Below are 15,906 nucleotides of genomic sequence, written 5' to 3'. Positions count from 1 at the left end.
CACGTGCCCAGGCCCAGCGGCTCCGGCTCAGGCGGCGCCGCGCAGATCGCCGGACGGGTTATCCACTAAAATCTAACCCGGATCACTCGATGGGGGCTGGTCATCAAGGTGGCTGGATTTGGACGCGTGTGGCAGCCCGGTTGCGCGCCGCGGGCCACCTGGTGTTAGCACCGACGCTCGATGGGTGCGCCGAGCGCAACGCCCAGATCCGCCCGGGCATAACGACGGAAAGTCAAGCGGAAGAGCTTGCTTCCTTGCTATACTACGAAGACCTGCGTGACGTGGTGATGGTAGGCACAAGCACCGGCGGCATGGTCGTGTGTCGGGCGGCGGAGTTGGCGCGTGAGCGCGTGAAGCGGCTTGTTTTCGCCGATGCCCTGGCTCTGCGCGATGGTGAGGCATTGTCCGACATCGTGCGTCGGCAAAATGTCGAACGAACTGACCTGGCGACCGGACCTACACGAGAAGATGCGGAACAGCGATTGTTCGCCGACCTCGATGCTGCAACCCGCGCCTGGGCACTTGCTCGCTACACGTTGCACCCTTTGGCTCCCATGGAGGCGCCGGTCAGCTTGAGAGACTTCTGGACCCTGCCCTGGGATGCAAGCGTTATATGGTGCCAGCGCAGTGCGAATCCTCCGGAAGCCCATCAGCGTCGCACTGCCGAAGCTTTGCAGGCAAACTGGCATCAGCTCGATACCGGCCATTACCCAATGCTAACCGAACCCGAGCGGCTCGCTCGGTTGATTGAACTCGATTCTGAAAGGCTAACCTCCTGACGAAAGCTGCTGAATGAGCTTATTAATAGGGTATCCGAGCACTTCGTGACGATGCTCGAATGCGCTCGCCTGCGGGCTGTTGCGCTCAGTTGAAGTCCCTGCTCCCCGGCATCCTGACCCGTGGCCGGCTGCCCGGCTCCGGCCGCCTGACCTCGTCGGCCCGCGCCAGCGCCTGCCCTGCCCAGTCGCCGGCGGTCTCCGGCCCCGCCGCATCGAGATGGTCGAGCAGCGGCGAGAGGTCATGTAGCCGCCGGACGATGAGGTGGGTGATCGGCACCTCGGCCTCGGCGACCTCGCGCTCGATCCGCCCCTCGGCCAGCAGCAGCCGGCCGGCGACCAGGGCCGCGCGGTCGCGGGCGGCGATGTCGGGATAGACGACGAGGTTGCCGGTGCCGTGCTCGTCCTCGACAGTGAGAAAGACGATGCCGTGCGCCGAGCCCGGCCGCTGCCGGATCAGCACCAGCCCGGGCAGCCGCAGCCAGGCCCCGCCGGGGCGGTGGTTGAGCTGCGCGGTATCACCGTAGCCCTCGGCGTCGAGGATCTCCGCGGCAAGGTGGTGGGCATCGCCGACGGCGACACGCTGACCCTGCTGACCGAGCGCAGGAAGCAGGTCCGCATCCGCCTGTCCGACATCGACGCGCTGGAGCGGCGGCAGCCCTATGGGACGCGGGCACGCCAGATGCTGGCGGACCTGGCCTTCGGCAAGCCAGCCCGGATCGAGGTGCGCGACACGGATCGCTATGGCCGCACCGTCGGCTAGGTCTATGTCGGCGGGCAGGACGTCAACGCCGTGATGATCCGCCGCGGCGGCGCCTGGGTCTACAAGCGCTACAGCGACGACGCGGCGTTGCTGCGGCTCAAGCGGGAGGCGCAGGTGCAGCGTCGTGGGCTTTGGTCTCTGCCGGAGGCCGAGCGCATACCGCCTTGGGAATGGCGCGCGGCGCAGCGCAAGCACCGAGAGCCTATATCGCCGGCCGCACGGTGACACCGCAGGCTCGATCCCAAGCTTCAGCTATGCTGGTCCATCAGCGCTCTGCTATCGACCCAAGAGCAGGCATTCTACAATCACTGGCGCCCTGGCGGCAGCGAATGCCTGAGAGCCTGGAGCGGGGTTGCGCTACGTTCCGAGAACTCAGGATCCCGGATTGCATCCGGTCCGCAGACATGCAGTAGTTTCCAGCGCCGCAGTCTGGCCAAGACACGTGGGGAAAGCATGCGCAATTTCGATCATCCCACACGCTACGGGCGGATCTTTCCCCCGAACCCCACATGGCTCTCGCAACGTCCGCCGGAACCGGCGCTGGAGCCGGACCTGCCGATCATCGATGCCCATCATCACCTGTGGCATCGGCCAGATCAGCGCTATCTCCTGCCGGAGTTCCTCGCCGACCTGGATACGGGACACAAGGTCACGGCCACCGTCTTCGTCCAGTGCCACGCGATGTATCGCGCCTCCGGTCCGGAGGAGATGCGTCCGGTCGGCGAGACGGAGTTCGTCGCCGGCATCGCAGCGATGAGCGATAGCGGCGCCTATGGTCCGACGCGCATCGCCGCCGGCATCGTCGGCTTTGCCGATCTCACCCTCGGTGATCGCGTGGAGCCCGTCCTGGAAGCGCACATCCGCGCCGGCGGTGGGCGCTTTCGGGGCGTGCGCCACTCCGCCGCCTGGGATGCCGATCCGATCATCGGCAACGGTCATCCAGCGCCCCACTTGCTTGGCCGAGTGGATTTCCGCACGGGTCTGCAACGGCTCGCCGCACTCGGTCTGTCCTTCGACCTGTGGGTCTTCCACACCCAGCTTGGCGAGGCGCTGGACCTGGTGCGCGCCCATCCGTCGGCCTGCTTCATCCTGGGCCATTGTGGCGGGCCGCTTGGCTATGGCCCCTATGCCGACCGCAAGGAGGAGGTGTTCGCGCAATGGAAGGCAGGCATGACCGCCCTGGCGCAGTGTCCCAATGTCGTCGTGAAGCTTGGCGGCATGATGATGCGGCTGGCCGCTTACGACTATGGAGCGTTGCCCATGCCGCCGACCTCCGCGGAGCTCGCCGCGCATTGGCGTCCGTACATCGAGACCTGCATCGACCTCTTCGGGGCGGACCGGTGCCTGTTCGAGAGCAACTTCCCCGTGGAGAAGATGGGTATCGGCTATGCCGAGTTCTGGAATGCCATGAAGCTGATCGTCGCGGGCGCCTCGCATGACGAGAAGCGCGCGCTCTTCTCCGGCACGTCAGAGAGGGTCTATCGCCTGGAGGCGACATCGCCAGGCCGGCGATCCCCTGGCCCCTGACCGGTATAGGCACGCCGCGCAGGTTGCGCACGTGCGCGCTTTGCCGGTGTCATGCGTACCTCCGACGAGGCATTCACAAACGGCGAGGCTAACGAGGCGGGTGCGTCTTGCTGGCGGGATCTGGCGGAGCCGATCAATGAAGAGGGAGGGGAGATCGACATGGCGCTGCTGATTTATGGATTGGATATCAGCGAGATCGGTACCACGCAGGGCTGGCGCGATACGCTGGCCGAGGTCATGCCCGAGTTGGAGGTCCGCATCTTTCCCGATGTAGGCGACCCATCCGAGATCACCTACCTCGCTTTCATGCACCCCGACTTCGACGAGATCCCGTCGCTGCCGAATCTCAGAGCGATGTTCAGCCGCTCCGCCGGCGTCGAGAGCTTTGTCGACCACCCGAAAATGCCGAAGGTGCCGCTCGGCAAGATCGAGCCGGCCGGTGGCGATCCGATGATGACCGAGTATGTCATCATGCATGTGCTGCGGCTGCACCGTGAGATGCCTCTGTATCAGCAGGCCCAGGCCCGGCGCGAATGGCTGCGCCGGCCGATCGTCCGGCCGGAGGCGCGCCGCATCGGCTTCCTCGGGTTCGGGCTGATGGCGAAAACGCCGGCGCTGGTGCTGACGTCGCTCGGCTTTCCGGTCTCGGCCTGGGTGCGCAGTCCGAAGCCGGACGCCGAGATCCCGATCTTTCACGGCCCGGACCAGCTCGAGCCGTTCCTGAGACAAACTGACATTGCGGTCTGCCTCCTGCCACTGACCCGGGAGACCGAGGGCATCCTGTGCGCCCGCACCTTCGGGCTCATGCCGAGGGGGCGATGCTCATCAACATCGGGCGGGGCAGGCATGTGGTCGATGCCGACCTGATCGCCGCTCTCGATAGCGGCCAGCTCGCGCATGCGGCGCTCGACGCGCTGCATCCCGAGCCCTTGCCGCCGGACAGCCCTCTATGGCTGCATCCGAAGGTGACCGTCATGCCGCATGTCGCGCGGCGGCCGACGATACGCCAGCTGGTCAACGAGATCGCAGCGAATATCGCCAGCATCGAGGCCGGCGGCGACCTCCTGCAGGAAGTCGACAAAGCGATGGGATATTGAGCTGAGGCGGCCTCCTGCGCCGCTGCCCTCGCCATGCCGGCAGCATCAGTCTGGCTGGATCCCGGCCTCGCGGATGACGGCGCCCCATTTGGTCTGCTCGGCGCGGATGAGCCGGGCTGCATCCTCCGGGCTGCCGGGCAGTGGCACCGCGCCGAGCGCGGCCAACTTCTCGGCCGTCGCCGGCTGGGCGAGCAGCGCGGTCACCGCCTGGTTCAGCCGCTGCACGATCGCGGGCGGCAGATGCGCCGGGCCGAGCAGCGCGAACCACCCCTCGATATCGGCCGCGCCGAGCCCCGCCTCGCGCAGGGTCGGCAGATCCGGCACCAGCGGCGAGCGCTTCGGGCCCGTGACCGCGAGGCCGCGCAGCTCGCCGCGGCGGAGATAGGGCAGCATCACCGCCGTGTTGTCGAACATCATCTGGATGCGCCCGGCCAGCAGATCGGCCCGCACCGCGCCGCTACCGCGATAGGGCACATGCAGGATGTCGATCTGCGCGACGCGCTTCAGGATCTCGCCGCCGAGATGCCGCGCCGTGCCCATCCCTGTCGAGGCGAAGGCCAGCTTGCCGGGCTGCTGCTGTGCCAGCGCCAGAAGCTCGGCCAGGGTGTGCACCGGCAGGGCGGGATTCACCACCAGGATATAGGGCGTGCTGGCGACCAGCGCGACCGGTGAGAAGTCGCGCACCGGATCCCAGGACAGGTCCGGGTAGAGCGCCGGCAGGGTCGCGTGCGAGCTCGCCACGAAGAGCAGCGTGGTGCCATCGGGTGCCGTCCGGGCCACCGCTTCGGTGGCGACCAGGCTGCCGCCGCCGCTCCGATTCTCGACCACGACATTCTGGCCGAGCGACGCCGTCAGCCCCTCGGCGACGAGCCGTGCCATGACGTCGGTGGCGCCGCCCGGCGGGAAACCGACGACGAGGCGCAGCGGCTGTGTCGGCCAGGCGGCTGATGGTGTAGCCGGTTGGGCGGTGGCGCGATGCGGCAGGGCGAGGCCGGCCACGCAGGCGGCGAGCATGATGGCGACCAAGCGGCGCATGGCGCGGGTCTCCCAAGGCTATGGATCCGAAGGGGAGGGCGCCCGGCGGGGATGCCGCCGGGGCGCCCGGTCAGGCGACGGCGGCGACGGCCTGGATGAGCGTCTCGCGGTCGGCGATCGAGGGGTTGCGCAGAATGCGGCCAGTCACCCGCTCGCCCTGCAGCGAGCAGCGATGCATGACCCGCGGCTGGCTCTGGTCGAAATCGGCCAGGGCGACATGCATGGTGCAGCGGTTGTCCCACATCAGCACGTCGCCGAGGCTCCAGCGGTGGCGGTAGACGAATTCGGGCGCGATGGCATGCGCGTTGAGGAGGTTGAGCAGCGCTGCCCCCTCCTCGTCCGACAGGCCGAGGATGCCGCGGATGCGCTGGCCGATGAGCAGCGCCTTGCGCCCCGTCTCGGGGTGCACGCGCACCAGCGGATGGGCCACCGGCGGGTTGCGGTTGCGCATCTCGGCGACGATGGCCGGGTCGCGCTGCTCGATGCCCTTGATCAGCGAGGCGTCATGGACCGCCTCGAGATCCTCGATCAGCGCCTGGATGCGCGGCGTCAGCGTCTCGTAGGCGAGAGTTAGGTTGGCGAACATGGTGTCGCCCCCGACCGGCGGCTTCTCACGGCAGAGCAACAGTGCGCCTTTGGCGGGCCGCTCGGTGTAGCTCAGGTCGGTATGCCAGTTGCGGCCGGAGTTGCGCGTGCCCGAGGGCTTGCCCTGCACCTGCCGGTTGGTGAGCACCAGGATCTCGGGATGGCCGGGATGCAGCGTCGCCGGTGGCTGCGAGGCGTGCTGGTCGAGCTCGCCGAACTGTCCAGCGAAGGCGATCTGCTGTTCCGGCGTCAGCGCCTCCTGGCCGGGGAAGACCAGAACGCAGTGCTTGAGCCAGGCGGCATTGATGGCCTTGCGGTCCTCCGCGGCGAGGGGCGCGCGCATGTCCACCCCCTGCACCTCGGCGCCGAGCGCGTAGCCGAGCGGCTTGACGGTGATCTGGCCCATGGGCGTCCTCCCCCTGTTTGCTTGCCCAAAGCCTAGTCGGCTGTCGATTGTCTGACAATAATGGAATGCCATGCCCTCTCCCCTGCTTCACCCTCCGAGCCGTTCCACCGCCCGTCGGGAAGCGCCATGACCGCGCCGCCAGCGCTGCAGCCAGAGGCCATGCCGCTCGGCAAAGCCGCCCGCTCCCTGCCCGACCTGCTCTCGGAGCAGCTCCTGGCCGACATCATGGCCGGGCGGCTGCCGTCCGGCGCTCGGCTCAAAGAGGTGGAGCTGGCGCGGGAGCACGCGGTCAGCCGGGCCACGGTGCGCGAGGCGCTGATCGCCCTGTCGCGCCGCGGCTTCGTCGAGCGGCTGCCCCGCTTCGGGGCGCGGGTCACCACCTTTGCCCAGTCCGATGTCTTCGATCTGTTCGAGCTCCGGGCGGTGCTGCTCGGTCTGGCGGCGCGCCGCTGCGCTGAGCTCGGTGGCGAGCTTGCATCCCGGCTGGAGGGGATCGTCGCGGCCATGGAGGCGCTGGCCGCCGATCCCGGGACGGACCCGCAGACATTCTCGGAGCAGGCGATCCGGGCGCAGCATCTGCTGGTCGGGGAGAGCGGCAACCGGCACCTGCCGGAGCTCTACGAGCACCTCGCCAGCATGAGCACTTGGCGCCTCATCCGCGGCCGCGCCACCAGTTTCCTGCTGGCCGAGCGGCGCCAGCAGGCGGCCGGCGACTGGCGGGCCCTGGTGACGGCAATCCGGGCCGGCGACGCGGCGGCGGCGGAGCAGCAGGCGCGCGAGCTCCTCGCGCATTCCGCCGAGGGCGTGCGGGCGCAGCTCGGTCGTGGCGAGTAGCCTGCATTCCTCGGGCGAGCGCAGCGACGCCGCTTACGAGCGGTCAACTTGGCAGACCGGCGACGCGGAGCGCTGCCTCGTAGCGCCGCGCCATGGCTTCGAGCGGCATCGGGATTCGGGCGAGGAAGCCGCCGATCGTCAACCCTGGCTCGATCCGCAGCAGGTCCCGCACCGCCTCCGCCGCCCGCCCCGTCTCGCCGAGCTGCACGCGGGCGACGGCGAGCACGCGCAGCGCGACGGCGAAGCGCCGGTTGCGCGCCAGCGCCCGCTCGGCCCAGGCCGCGGCGCCGGCATCGTCCCCTTCGATCATCGCGGCGAGGGCCAGCACCCCGTCCATCAGCCAGCCGCGCGGGTCGCGCGGGTTGAGCCGCACCGCTCTCAGCACCATGGCGCGCCCCTCATCGACATGACCGCACATGGTCTCGATCCAGCCCGCGAGCGTCAGGCCCATGGCGGAGTTCGGGTTGAGCAACAGGGAGCGGCGGAACAACGCCCGCGCCCGCCCACGCTCCTCGCCCGCGAGGTTCCAGATAGCGAAGGCGGCCTGCCAGAGAACCTGCGCGTCGTTCGGCGCCTGCTCCGCGGCCGCCCAGGCGAGGCGCAGCGCTGCCACGTTGTTGATTGCGGCATCGGACGCCGGCCAGCCCTGAAAATGGCACAGCGCACGGCAATGGGCGGCGGCCGCCATGGCCGGCGCATAGGTGGGATCGAGGGCGAGGGCCTGGTTGAGCGCCGCGAGCGCCGCCGCCAGCCCCTCGGCCGTGAAGGCGCTCTCTGCCGCCCGGGCGCGCAGCAGCAGGTCATAGGCCGTGAGCGTCGCGGGGGCGTGCTGCCGGTGCCGCTCCGCCTCGGCCGATTGCAGGGTCGGTTCGATGGCGGCGACGACGCTCTCCGCCACCCGGTCCTGCAGCGCGAAGACCTCGTCCGGCCCGCCTTCGAAGCGATCGGCCCAGAGATGCGCCCCGTTGCGGGCATCGATGAGGCGGCAGCTGATGCGCAGCCGGTCGCCATCGCGGCGCAGGCTGCCCTCGAGCAGGTAGCCGACGCCGAGCTCGCGGCCGATCTCGCGGATATCGACCTCGCGGTCCCGGTAGGCGAAGGCGGAGTTGCGGGCGATGACGAAGAGTCCAGCGCAGTGCGAGAGGGCGATGGTGATCTCCTCCGTGACGCCATCGGCGAAGTAGTCCTCCGCCGGGTCGCCGCCGAGATTGGCGAGGGGCAGCACGGCGAGCCAGGGCCCGGCCATCTCGGCTGACGGCGGCGGCGCGGTGGGGGCGGCGACCGCTTCCACCGCCCCGACGAAGCGCAGGCCGCGGCGCGGCAGGGTGCGGATCAGCCGCTGCGCCGCGCCGCTGTCGCCGATCGCCACGCGGGCGGCGTTGATGCGGCTGGCGAGCGTCGCCTCGGAGACGATGCGGCCGCGCCAGACGGTGGCGATCATCTCGTCGCGGTCGACCACGCGGTCCCGCGCCGCGAGCAGCAGGGCGAGCAGGTCGAAGACCTGCGGCTCCACCGCGACCGGTGCCCCGCCCCGGTGCAGCTCCCGCCGGTCGGTATCGAGCAGGCAGCTGTCGAAGCGGTAGAGCAAGCGGGGGTCCTGTGACGGTTGTGGTGGCGGGTGCCGGCCATGGCAGCGCATCGCCGGCAAAAATCAAGAGCTTCCCAAGTTGGTCTCAAGCCCGCCTCCAAGCGGCGGGCGCGGCGCCGGTGCAGGATCGTCGGCATCCGTTCCAGCGAGTAGAGACGCCCATGGACCGCATCGCCCTCCCCAGACGCCGGCTGCTCGGCACGACCGCGCTCGGCGCCGCCCTCGCCCGCGCCGCCCAGGCCCAACCCACCCAGGCGCAACCCGTGCCGGCACCGGCCGCCGCGCCGCCCGGCTTCGGACCGCTCCGGCAGGTGCGGGCCGGGGCGCTGGAGATCGGCTATGCCGAGGCTGGCCCGCCCGCCGGGCCACCGGTCCTGCTGCTGCATGGCTGGCCCTACGACATCCACAGCTATGCCGAGGTCGCGCCGCTGCTGGCCGCGGCCGGCTACCGGGTGATCGTCCCCTATCTGCGCGGCTACGGCACCACGCGCTTCCGCGCGGCGGATGCGGTGCGCAACGGCCAGCAGGCCGCCCTCGCCCTCGATGCCCTCGCGCTGCTGGACGCGCTGCGCCTGCCGCGGGCGGTGATCGGCGGCTTCGACTGGGGCGCCCGCACGGCGAACATCGTCGCGGCGCTCTGGCCGGCGCGCTGCAAGGCGCTGGTCTCGGTCAGCGGCTACCTCATCGGCAGCCCGGCGGCGAACCGTGCGCCGCTGCCGCCGCGGGCCGAGCTCGCCTGGTGGTACCAGTTCTACTTCGCCACCAGCCGCGGCCGCGCCGGCTATGAGGCCAACCGCCGCGACTTCGCGCGGCTCATCTGGCAGCTCGCCTCGCCGCGCTGGGCGTTCGACGACGCCACCTTCGCCCGCAGCGCCGCCGCCTTCGACAATCCCGACCATGTCAGCATCACCATCCACAACTACCGCTGGCGTCTCGGCCTGGCCCAGGGCGAGCGGCGCTACGACGCGCTGGAGGCCAGGCTTGCCGGCTTCCCCGGCATCGGCGTCCCCACCATCACGCTTGAGGGCGACGCCAACGGCGCGCCGCATCCCGAGCCCGCCGCCTATGCGGCGAAGTTCACCGGCCCCTACCAGCACCGGCTCATCACCGGCGGCATCGGCCACAACCTGCCGCAGGAGGCGCCCCGCGCCTTCGCCGAGGCGGTGATGGCGGCCGACCATGCCTGAGCGCCGCACCCTCCTCCGCTCCTTGCTCGCAGGCGCCACCCTCGCCCTGCCCCTGGCGCCACGCGGCATCGCGCAGATCGCCGATGCGCCTGCGCCGGACTTCCCCGGCATCGCCGACTGGCTGAATGCCGACGTGCCGCCGAGCCTCGCCGCGCTGCGCGGCCGGGTCGTGCTGATCGATGTCTGGACCTATTCCTGCATCAACTGCCGCCGCACCGTGCCGAGCCTGAACCGCCTGCAAGCGGAATACGGCGTGGCGGGGCTGCAGGTGATCGGCATCCACACGCCGGAATTCGGCTTCGAGCGCCAGCGCCCGGATGTCGAGGCGGCGGTGCGGAGCCTCGGCATCCGCTTCCCCGTCGGGCAGGACAACGGCTTCCAGAGCTGGCGGGCCTGGGGTATCCGCGCCTGGCCGAGCTTCCTGCTGCTCGATCAGACCGGCCGGATCGTGCTGCGGCGCGAGGGCGAGGGCCATATGGGGGAGATCGAGGCGGCAATCCGCGCCCTGCTCGGCCTGCCGCCCGGCGCGGCCGGGCGGGCCGCGGCGGAGGATCCGGACCTCTCCGGCATTCGCACGCCGGAGATCCATTTCGGCGCCCGCGGCGGCCCGGCATCCGCCGCCTATGCACTCGACGGGCGCTGGTCGAAGGAGGCGGAGGCGCTGGTGCTGCGCTCGGCGGAGGGCGGCCTGCGGCTGCGCTTCCACGCGGCGAAGCTGCACCTGGTCTGCGCCGCGCCAGAGCCGGCCGCACTCCGCGTCGTGGTCGATGATGGCACGCCGGCGACCGTCACGGTCGAGCGGCCGACGCTCTACACGCTGTACGATGGGGAGAGCTATGCCGAGCACCGGATCGAGGTTCGGGCGACGGCGCCCGGCCTCACCCTCTACAGCGCCACCTTCGGCTGAGGCGCGGCGGATGCTCAGGCCGTACCACGCCCTCGTCCTGCTGCTCCTCACCCTGCCGGCGGCCGGCACGACGCGCGCCGCCAGCGAAGCACCTGCCGCGCCGCTCTACGGCGTCACGCTGCCGGAGGGCTACCGGCGCTGGGAGCTGATCGCGCCGGCTCAGGAGACGGCGCCGCTCGACGAGCTGCGCGCCGCGCTCGGCAACGACATCGCCATGGCGGCCTACCGCGCCGGGACCTTGCCCTTCCCGGATGGCAGCGTGCTGGTGAAGCTCGCCTGGCGGCACCAGCCCTCGGCCGAGTATCCGCCCGCCTTCGTGCCGGGCGCCGCGACCACGGTGCAGGTGATGGTGAAGGATTCACGGCGCTATGCCGGGAGCGGCGGCTGGGGCTTCGGGCGCTTCACCGGCGGCGTCCCCGCGGATGAGGCGCAGCACGAGACCTGCTTCGCCTGCCATGCCGAGCGGGTCCGCGACCACGACCGGGTCTTCACCCGGCTGGCGCCGTGAGCCCCCGAGCGGGTGACGCAATACCCCATCGATTCAGGCCTTGTCATCGTGCCCAATGCCCGCGTGGCTGTGCAGGCCGACGCCGCTTGCGCTAGCTCGCCACGCCGGTCAGAGCGGCAAGGACGGAAGCTCCGCCTCGCACTCAACGTCCTTTTTCGGAATCAGGTCATAGGGTAGGGCAAAGCCCGGCAGGGCGGCCAGCCGCTGCGCCCAGCGCTGCAGATGCGGCCACCGGGCGATCTCGATGCCGCCCTCGGCCATGAAGACCATCCGGCCCCAGCAGCCGACATCGGCGATGGAGGGCGCGCCCTCGCGGCACAACCAATCCCGTCCATCGGACAGCGCACGGTCCACGTTGCCCAGAGCCGCTTCGGCCAGAGGCAGGAAATACGCCATCACCGCCGGGTCGACGGCACGAAAGCGCCGGTAGTGCCGCACCTTGGCGACGTTGGTGATGGCGTCCGCCTCCCAGGACAGCCACTCCCTCGCTACCCAGCGTGCCTGCTCCGACCTGCCCTCGAAGCGGCCTGTCGTGCGTGCGAGATAGTCCAGGATGACATTGGACTGGACGACGGTGAGGCCACGGTGCCGCAAGGCGGGGACCTGGCCATAGCGATTGACCGTCAGGTACTCGGGTGACTTCTGCACGCCGTTTTTCAGGTTGACCGTGCGGAAGCTGAACGGCAGCCCGCCCAGGGCCAGGAACAGCATCGGCTTGTAGGTAGAACTGCTGGTGAAGCTGCCATACAGCACCAGCCGCTCTGGATCCCCTGCCTCGGCAATGTTCACCATGCCGCCCCTCCCTCGGATACCGTCCCGCAGGATGCTCCCGCTTGGCGACAAAGGGCGTCAAGGACAGCTCGCCCTTGTCAGGTCTCATGTTGTGGACGTTGGTTCGGAAACGCGAAAAGCCCCGTGACCTCGGCGTGAGGTCACGGGGCTCTTGTGTGCCCGCCGCGCGGGCGGGCACGGGTGGGTGGCTAGGTCGCATCGCCCGTGGAGTTCGGGCGTGCCCGGCGGCGTGCCTCGAGCACCCGGGCCTGGAAGGCCCGGAACTCGGCCAGCCGCGCGAAGCGGACGAGGTGGCCACCATGGGTCAGGTCGCCATGGCAGGGGGCGCAGACCGGCCAGCCGAACTCGGGCCGGTTCAGGCCACGATGGTAGAAGTGGTCGAACTCGGCGCCGGGCCGCAGCCGGCTGCCCTCGGCGAGCACGCGCTCGCGGCCGCAGCAGGGACACTGACCGCCGTAGGGCGCGGCCGCCACCACCCGGGCCATGAGGGCCCGGCTCCGCTCCGAGAACTCGCGCCGGCCACCGAACAGCAGTTCCTGGCCCGAGAGGGCGAAGAACATGAGGTCGGCGGCGTGCCCCTCGAGCGTGTCGAGGCGGCGGTGCAGCTCACGGAACCGCACGGCGAGGTAGGAGATCCGTGGATCGGGATCCGCCGGGAGCAGGTTGCCCGGCCGCTCCATGGCGGCACGAAGGACGGTGCTGGCCCAGAGGTGGAGGGCCGGCGAGAGGGTGTGGGCATAGGACAGCGCCAGCTGCCAGGGTACCCAGGTCCCTCTCGTCGGGCCGCGGGCGGCGGCGCGGAGGCCGTCGGGGTCGCGGTGCCAGAGGTCGGTCGGGCCGGGATCGGCCGTGGCCGGCGCGTCGGGCGCGGTGTCCGCGAGGGCGAGCCAGTCGGCGGGCCGGTGGTTCTCCGGCCGGCCGACGGCGCGCCACAGGTCGGCGAGGTTCAGCAGGCTGCCGTGCAGGCGGACGCGCCTGCCCTGGTAGCGAAGGATGCTGATGGGGGTCATGCGATCTCCAGCAGTGTGTTTCGGCCTTGCTCAAGGGTCCGCTGCGGTCGGCTCGGAGCTGCCGAGACCGGCTGGAGGCCGGGATGGGCCGGCGTACCGCCCGGCGGCCGCGGTGCAGCGGCCGGGCCGATGCGGTCCTCGCCTGGGGCGAGGACACGCAGCCGGGCGATCCGTAGGAGGAGCCGCCCGGCACGCCGCGGCGCCGGTCCGCGCGGGACCGGCGCCGCGCCTGGCGGGCCCGCCAGGGTGATGGGCGCGGTCGTGGCCGCGCCGCTGCCGCGCGCACGCGGCAGGCCGGGCACCGTGCCTGACATGATGGGCCAGGGGGTGCCGGCATCCCCGGTCCGTTGCACCGCCGTGCCACCGCTGGCAGGGCTGGGGTTCGCAGAGGGCGGCCGGGCTCAATGCCGGATGCGCGGTGCCGGGCAGCCGTGCGCCAGGAGGCGCGGCGGCGGCCCGCCGGGTGCGAGGACGGGGGGAGGGACGAGAGGCAACAGCCGAAGCCCTGGGCCCGATCAGGGGCGGCACGGGCAGGCACCCGGCATCACGGGTGATGCTTGGCGCGCACATCGCGCCGGCCGGCTCTGGCTCAACCCTGGCGTGAGGTGGACTGCGTTGCTGATCAGGGGAGCGAGGGCGCCGGCGGGGTCTTGCCTCTCGTCCAGCATAGATGGGGACGACGCCCCGCTATTTCAATGCTCATTCAATATAAATAGCTTGCCAGGCGAGCTAACGAATCTCTTGGCATATCGCTGCGGTTGATAGCATTCATCCGGTGACGGAGCGCGGCCAAACGGCCTCGCCGCCGTCGCCCGATGCCGGTCCGCGCCGGCATCCCCGCTCGTAGAGCGGCGTCCAGGGACGCCGCGCGCTGGACCTGAGCAAGCCAGCCTCCCGGCCGCCCCGGCGGCCGGGCCACCCCGTCTGTCGCCGCTGGGGTGCGGCGCGGCCCGACGCCGTCGGGCGATGCGGAAACTTGTTCCCATGCCTGAAAGTCCGACCACGCAGCCAGCGGCTGCGCCGTCCTCATCGCTGACTCACTCCAATAGCCCGCCACCCGATCCCACCCCCGACATCGTGCCCAAACAGATACCGGCGGCGACCTTCGCCAAGCTGGTCGGGCGCGGCCTGCGCACGCTGCGCAACTGGGACCAGGCCGGCCTGACGCGGCCGGAGATGCGTCGCTCGCGTCGTTACTACGGCGCCGATGATCTGGCGGCGGTGCTGTCGTGCGGCCCCGGCCGCACGGGGCCGCGCGAGGGCAGCCCGATCAAGTACATAGCGGCCGATTGGGATAGTGGTGCCCAAGTAATGACGGGATTTACCCAAGTACCCTCTTCCCAAATTGCCGGCTCCGGCCCTACCCTGGCGGTGCGCCCATGAAAATCCCTGCCAATCAACTTCCGACGGCCGCCGAGGTCAAACGCGAGATCATGACCTGGGACGATCTGCCACTCATGCGGCGACGCACGCTGGTCTCGTCCGTGAACCTCCTCTGCCGGATCGGCGGCAAGAGGTCGCCGGCCACGGTGCTGCTCGATCCCGCCGTCTGCCTGCCCGCCATCGACACCGCCAGCGCGGTCGCCCTCGGCATCGCCTCCAAGACCCAGCAGAACCACCGGGCCAACCTGCGCTACGTCATGCGCCGCCGCGGCCTCCTCGCCCCCGTCCGCCGGCACGAGCCGACCAGCGATCCGGCCTGGGCGGTGCTGGAGGCCGGCCTGCCCAAGCGCTTCCACCCGCATCGTCTGCGCGCCTTCATGCGAGATTGCGCAACGGGGGGCCTGCCGCCCGACGGCGTCACCAGTGCCGCCCTCAACGACTACGCGCGGCACCTCACCACCAGCCATGGCGGCAAGAACGTCCGGGCGAACGTCCGCGAGGTAGCACGGCAGTGGAACAAGATGCGCGGGCTGATCCCCGGCTGGCCAGACACCGAGCTCGCCCTGGGCCCGCCCGAGGGACGGATCCAGACGCGGCCGCTCTCGGACTATCCCCTGCACCAGGAGGCGGAGGACTACCTCGCCTGGCTCGTCCGGAGCCCGGAGGATGCGGAGGAGGACGACGAGGCCCACGAGCCGGCCAGCCCCGAGACCGTCGTCACGCGCAGGAAGGGCCTGCGGCTGCTGTGCTGGGCCATGCTCCAGACCGGCAGCACCCCGGACGAGCTCACGGACCTCGGCGTCCTGCTGCGGTTCGACAGTGCCAAACGGTGCCTGCGCCTGCATCGGGACCGGCTCGGCAAGCCGCATCCGAACAAGCCCAACGAGAGGCTGCCGACGCACGGCACCGCCATGCTCGCCGCCACGCTGCAGTCGGTGGCGATCTTCCGGAAGCTTCCCAGCGAGGCCGATGCCAAACTGCGCCGCATGCTCAAGGTCTACCGGCCCAAGCGGCAATGCGAGATCGGCGACGACCTGGCTGACCTGCTCGACCGCCTGGCCGATCCCGAGATCGAGGCGAGGCTGCTGCACCTGCCGGCGCTGCTGCTGCACAAGGCCCGTCGCCTGCGCGACGGCTGGACCAGCAAGGCCGGCGTCAACCATCCACCCAAGCCGCAGGAGGCCTGCTGGATGGCCGCCCTCGCGGCGGCGATCGAAATCCTGCTGCACCTGCCGCTGCGTGTCCACGACCTGGCATCGCTGCGCCTCGGGCAGGAGCTGTCGATGCGGCAGGCAGGCGAGCGCGGCCCGGTGGAGGCGCGTCTGAGCGTCACCGCCAACAAGAACGATCGGCTGGTCGAGACCTGGATGCGCGGCGGGCCGGCCGCGGTCCTCGTCGAGTACCTCCGCTGTTGAATGCCAGTGAGAGCTGACCCGGGATTGCCATGAGGAATTGACCCGGGTTGTGGATGGAGGAGCGGGGTTTTCGGTCTGGTCAGGTGAGTTGTG

Annotated in this window: 14 protein-coding genes and 2 pseudogenes; 10 read left to right on the top strand and 6 right to left on the bottom strand. The window is 70.5% G+C overall.

The genetic code is table 11. From position 1 onward, the window contains the following. The coding region (locus tag DOO78_RS25870) for an alpha/beta fold hydrolase (protein WP_207803069.1) at positions 1 to 779 on the top strand (779 nt) is incomplete at its 5' end. A gap of 85 nt (positions 780 to 864) precedes the next feature. Here DOO78_RS25870 and DOO78_RS27980 read toward each other — a convergent pair. Continuing rightward, entirely contained in the window at positions 865 to 1,239 is a 375-nt protein-coding gene (locus tag DOO78_RS27980; protein ID WP_207803068.1) for a hypothetical protein, read from the bottom strand. Between DOO78_RS27980 and DOO78_RS25860 the strand changes: the two are divergent. The 3 genes and pseudogenes from DOO78_RS25860 to DOO78_RS25850 all read left to right on the top strand — a co-directional run bounded on the left by DOO78_RS25860 (position 1,174) and on the right by DOO78_RS25850 (position 4,163). Beyond that, positions 1,174 to 1,764 (top strand): annotated as a pseudogene (locus DOO78_RS25860) (thermonuclease family protein). The gene DOO78_RS27980 and the pseudogene DOO78_RS25860 sit on opposite strands and share 66 nt — an antisense overlap. Before the next feature lie 228 nt (positions 1,765 to 1,992). Beyond that, complete coding sequence (locus tag DOO78_RS25855) at positions 1,993 to 3,066, top strand: amidohydrolase family protein (RefSeq protein ID WP_111472771.1); 1,074 nt, start codon at positions 1,993 to 1,995, stop codon at positions 3,064 to 3,066. A 51-nt stretch (positions 3,067 to 3,117) separates the two neighbouring features. Beyond that, positions 3,118 to 4,163: pseudogene (locus tag DOO78_RS25850) on the top strand (2-hydroxyacid dehydrogenase). A gap of 45 nt (positions 4,164 to 4,208) precedes the next feature. Here the strand turns inward: DOO78_RS25850 and DOO78_RS25845 are convergent. Continuing rightward, on the bottom strand, positions 4,209 to 5,198 hold the full coding sequence (locus DOO78_RS25845) for a Bug family tripartite tricarboxylate transporter substrate binding protein (RefSeq protein WP_111472770.1): 990 nt from the start codon (positions 5,196 to 5,198) through the stop codon (positions 4,209 to 4,211). A gap of 70 nt (positions 5,199 to 5,268) precedes the next feature. Further along, positions 5,269 to 6,189 (bottom strand): TauD/TfdA dioxygenase family protein, encoded by a 921-nt coding sequence (locus DOO78_RS25840; RefSeq protein ID WP_111472769.1) that lies wholly within the window; start codon positions 6,187 to 6,189, stop codon positions 5,269 to 5,271. Between the two features lie 126 nt (positions 6,190 to 6,315). On the opposite strand from DOO78_RS25840, the gene DOO78_RS25835 reads away from it, so the two are divergent. Beyond that, positions 6,316 to 7,023 (top strand): GntR family transcriptional regulator, encoded by a 708-nt coding sequence (locus DOO78_RS25835; protein WP_165839094.1) that lies wholly within the window; start codon positions 6,316 to 6,318, stop codon positions 7,021 to 7,023. 43 nt (positions 7,024 to 7,066) lie between these two features. On the opposite strand, the gene DOO78_RS25830 is transcribed toward DOO78_RS25835, so the two are convergent. After that, entirely contained in the window at positions 7,067 to 8,611 is a 1,545-nt protein-coding gene (locus tag DOO78_RS25830) for a winged helix-turn-helix domain-containing protein (RefSeq protein ID WP_111472767.1), read from the bottom strand. 161 nt (positions 8,612 to 8,772) lie between these two features. Between DOO78_RS25830 and DOO78_RS25825 the strand changes: the two genes are divergently transcribed. Genes DOO78_RS25825 through DOO78_RS25815 form a run of 3 tightly spaced genes read left to right on the top strand, consistent with a single transcriptional unit; the run spans position 8,773 to position 11,213 of the window. Continuing rightward, positions 8,773 to 9,798, top strand: a complete 1,026-nt coding sequence (locus DOO78_RS25825) for an alpha/beta fold hydrolase (protein WP_111472766.1) — start codon at positions 8,773 to 8,775, stop codon at positions 9,796 to 9,798. Beyond that, positions 9,791 to 10,705, top strand: coding sequence for a redoxin domain-containing protein (locus DOO78_RS25820; protein ID WP_111472765.1), 915 nt, complete (start codon positions 9,791 to 9,793; stop codon positions 10,703 to 10,705). The genes DOO78_RS25825 and DOO78_RS25820 overlap by 8 nt, the downstream gene beginning before the upstream one ends. A gap of 10 nt (positions 10,706 to 10,715) precedes the next feature. Beyond that, entirely contained in the window at positions 10,716 to 11,213 is a 498-nt protein-coding gene (locus tag DOO78_RS25815; protein ID WP_111472764.1) for a cytochrome P460 family protein, read from the top strand. 108 nt (positions 11,214 to 11,321) lie between these two features. Here DOO78_RS25815 and DOO78_RS25810 read toward each other — a convergent pair whose 3' ends face one another. Both DOO78_RS25810 and DOO78_RS25805 read right to left on the bottom strand, forming a co-directional pair. Continuing rightward, on the bottom strand, positions 11,322 to 12,005 hold the full coding sequence (locus DOO78_RS25810) for a glutathione S-transferase family protein (protein WP_111472763.1): 684 nt from the start codon (positions 12,003 to 12,005) through the stop codon (positions 11,322 to 11,324). A gap of 188 nt (positions 12,006 to 12,193) precedes the next feature. Beyond that, positions 12,194 to 13,015: a KilA-N domain-containing protein gene (locus tag DOO78_RS25805; RefSeq protein WP_111472762.1), complete on the bottom strand. Its 822-nt coding sequence runs from the start codon at positions 13,013 to 13,015 to the stop codon at positions 12,194 to 12,196. A 984-nt stretch (positions 13,016 to 13,999) separates the two neighbouring features. Between DOO78_RS25805 and DOO78_RS27200 the strand changes: the two genes are divergently transcribed. Together DOO78_RS27200 and DOO78_RS25800 are read left to right on the top strand one after the other, a co-directional pair. Beyond that, a complete protein-coding gene (locus DOO78_RS27200; protein WP_128080162.1) occupies positions 14,000 to 14,398 on the top strand; it encodes a MerR family transcriptional regulator in 399 nt (132 codons plus the stop codon). A gap of 74 nt (positions 14,399 to 14,472) precedes the next feature. Next, entirely contained in the window at positions 14,473 to 15,813 is a 1,341-nt protein-coding gene (locus DOO78_RS25800) for a hypothetical protein (protein WP_128080161.1), read from the top strand. Positions 15,814 to 15,906 lie beyond the last annotated feature (93 nt).

Origin of the sequence: Roseicella frigidaeris, from assembly GCF_003258945.1 — a bacterium.
GTDB lineage: Bacteria > Pseudomonadota > Alphaproteobacteria > Acetobacterales > Acetobacteraceae > Paracraurococcus > Paracraurococcus frigidaeris.
This window is presented reverse-complemented; position numbering and strand designations above follow the sequence as displayed.

Bases quoted from the DNA above. Each gene is read 5' to 3' on its own strand.
- DOO78_RS25855 (WP_111472771.1), top strand. From the start codon at position 1,993: ATGCGCAATTTCGATCATCCCACACGCTACGGGCGGATCTTTCCCCCG.
- DOO78_RS25845 (WP_111472770.1), bottom strand. From the start codon at position 5,198: ATGCGCCGCTTGGTCGCCATCATGCTCGCCGCCTGCGTGGCCGGCCTC.
- DOO78_RS25840 (WP_111472769.1), bottom strand. From the start codon at position 6,189: ATGGGCCAGATCACCGTCAAGCCGCTCGGCTACGCGCTCGGCGCCGAG.
- DOO78_RS25835 (WP_165839094.1), top strand. From the start codon at position 6,316: ATGACCGCGCCGCCAGCGCTGCAGCCAGAGGCCATGCCGCTCGGCAAA.
- DOO78_RS25825 (WP_111472766.1), top strand. From the start codon at position 8,773: ATGGACCGCATCGCCCTCCCCAGACGCCGGCTGCTCGGCACGACCGCG.
- DOO78_RS25820 (WP_111472765.1), top strand. From the start codon at position 9,791: ATGCCTGAGCGCCGCACCCTCCTCCGCTCCTTGCTCGCAGGCGCCACC.
- DOO78_RS25815 (WP_111472764.1), top strand. From the start codon at position 10,716: ATGCTCAGGCCGTACCACGCCCTCGTCCTGCTGCTCCTCACCCTGCCG.
- DOO78_RS25810 (WP_111472763.1), bottom strand. From the start codon at position 12,005: ATGGTGAACATTGCCGAGGCAGGGGATCCAGAGCGGCTGGTGCTGTAT.
- DOO78_RS25805 (WP_111472762.1), bottom strand. From the start codon at position 13,015: ATGACCCCCATCAGCATCCTTCGCTACCAGGGCAGGCGCGTCCGCCTG.
- DOO78_RS27200 (WP_128080162.1), top strand. From the start codon at position 14,000: ATGCCTGAAAGTCCGACCACGCAGCCAGCGGCTGCGCCGTCCTCATCG.
- DOO78_RS25800 (WP_128080161.1), top strand. From the start codon at position 14,473: ATGCGGCGACGCACGCTGGTCTCGTCCGTGAACCTCCTCTGCCGGATC.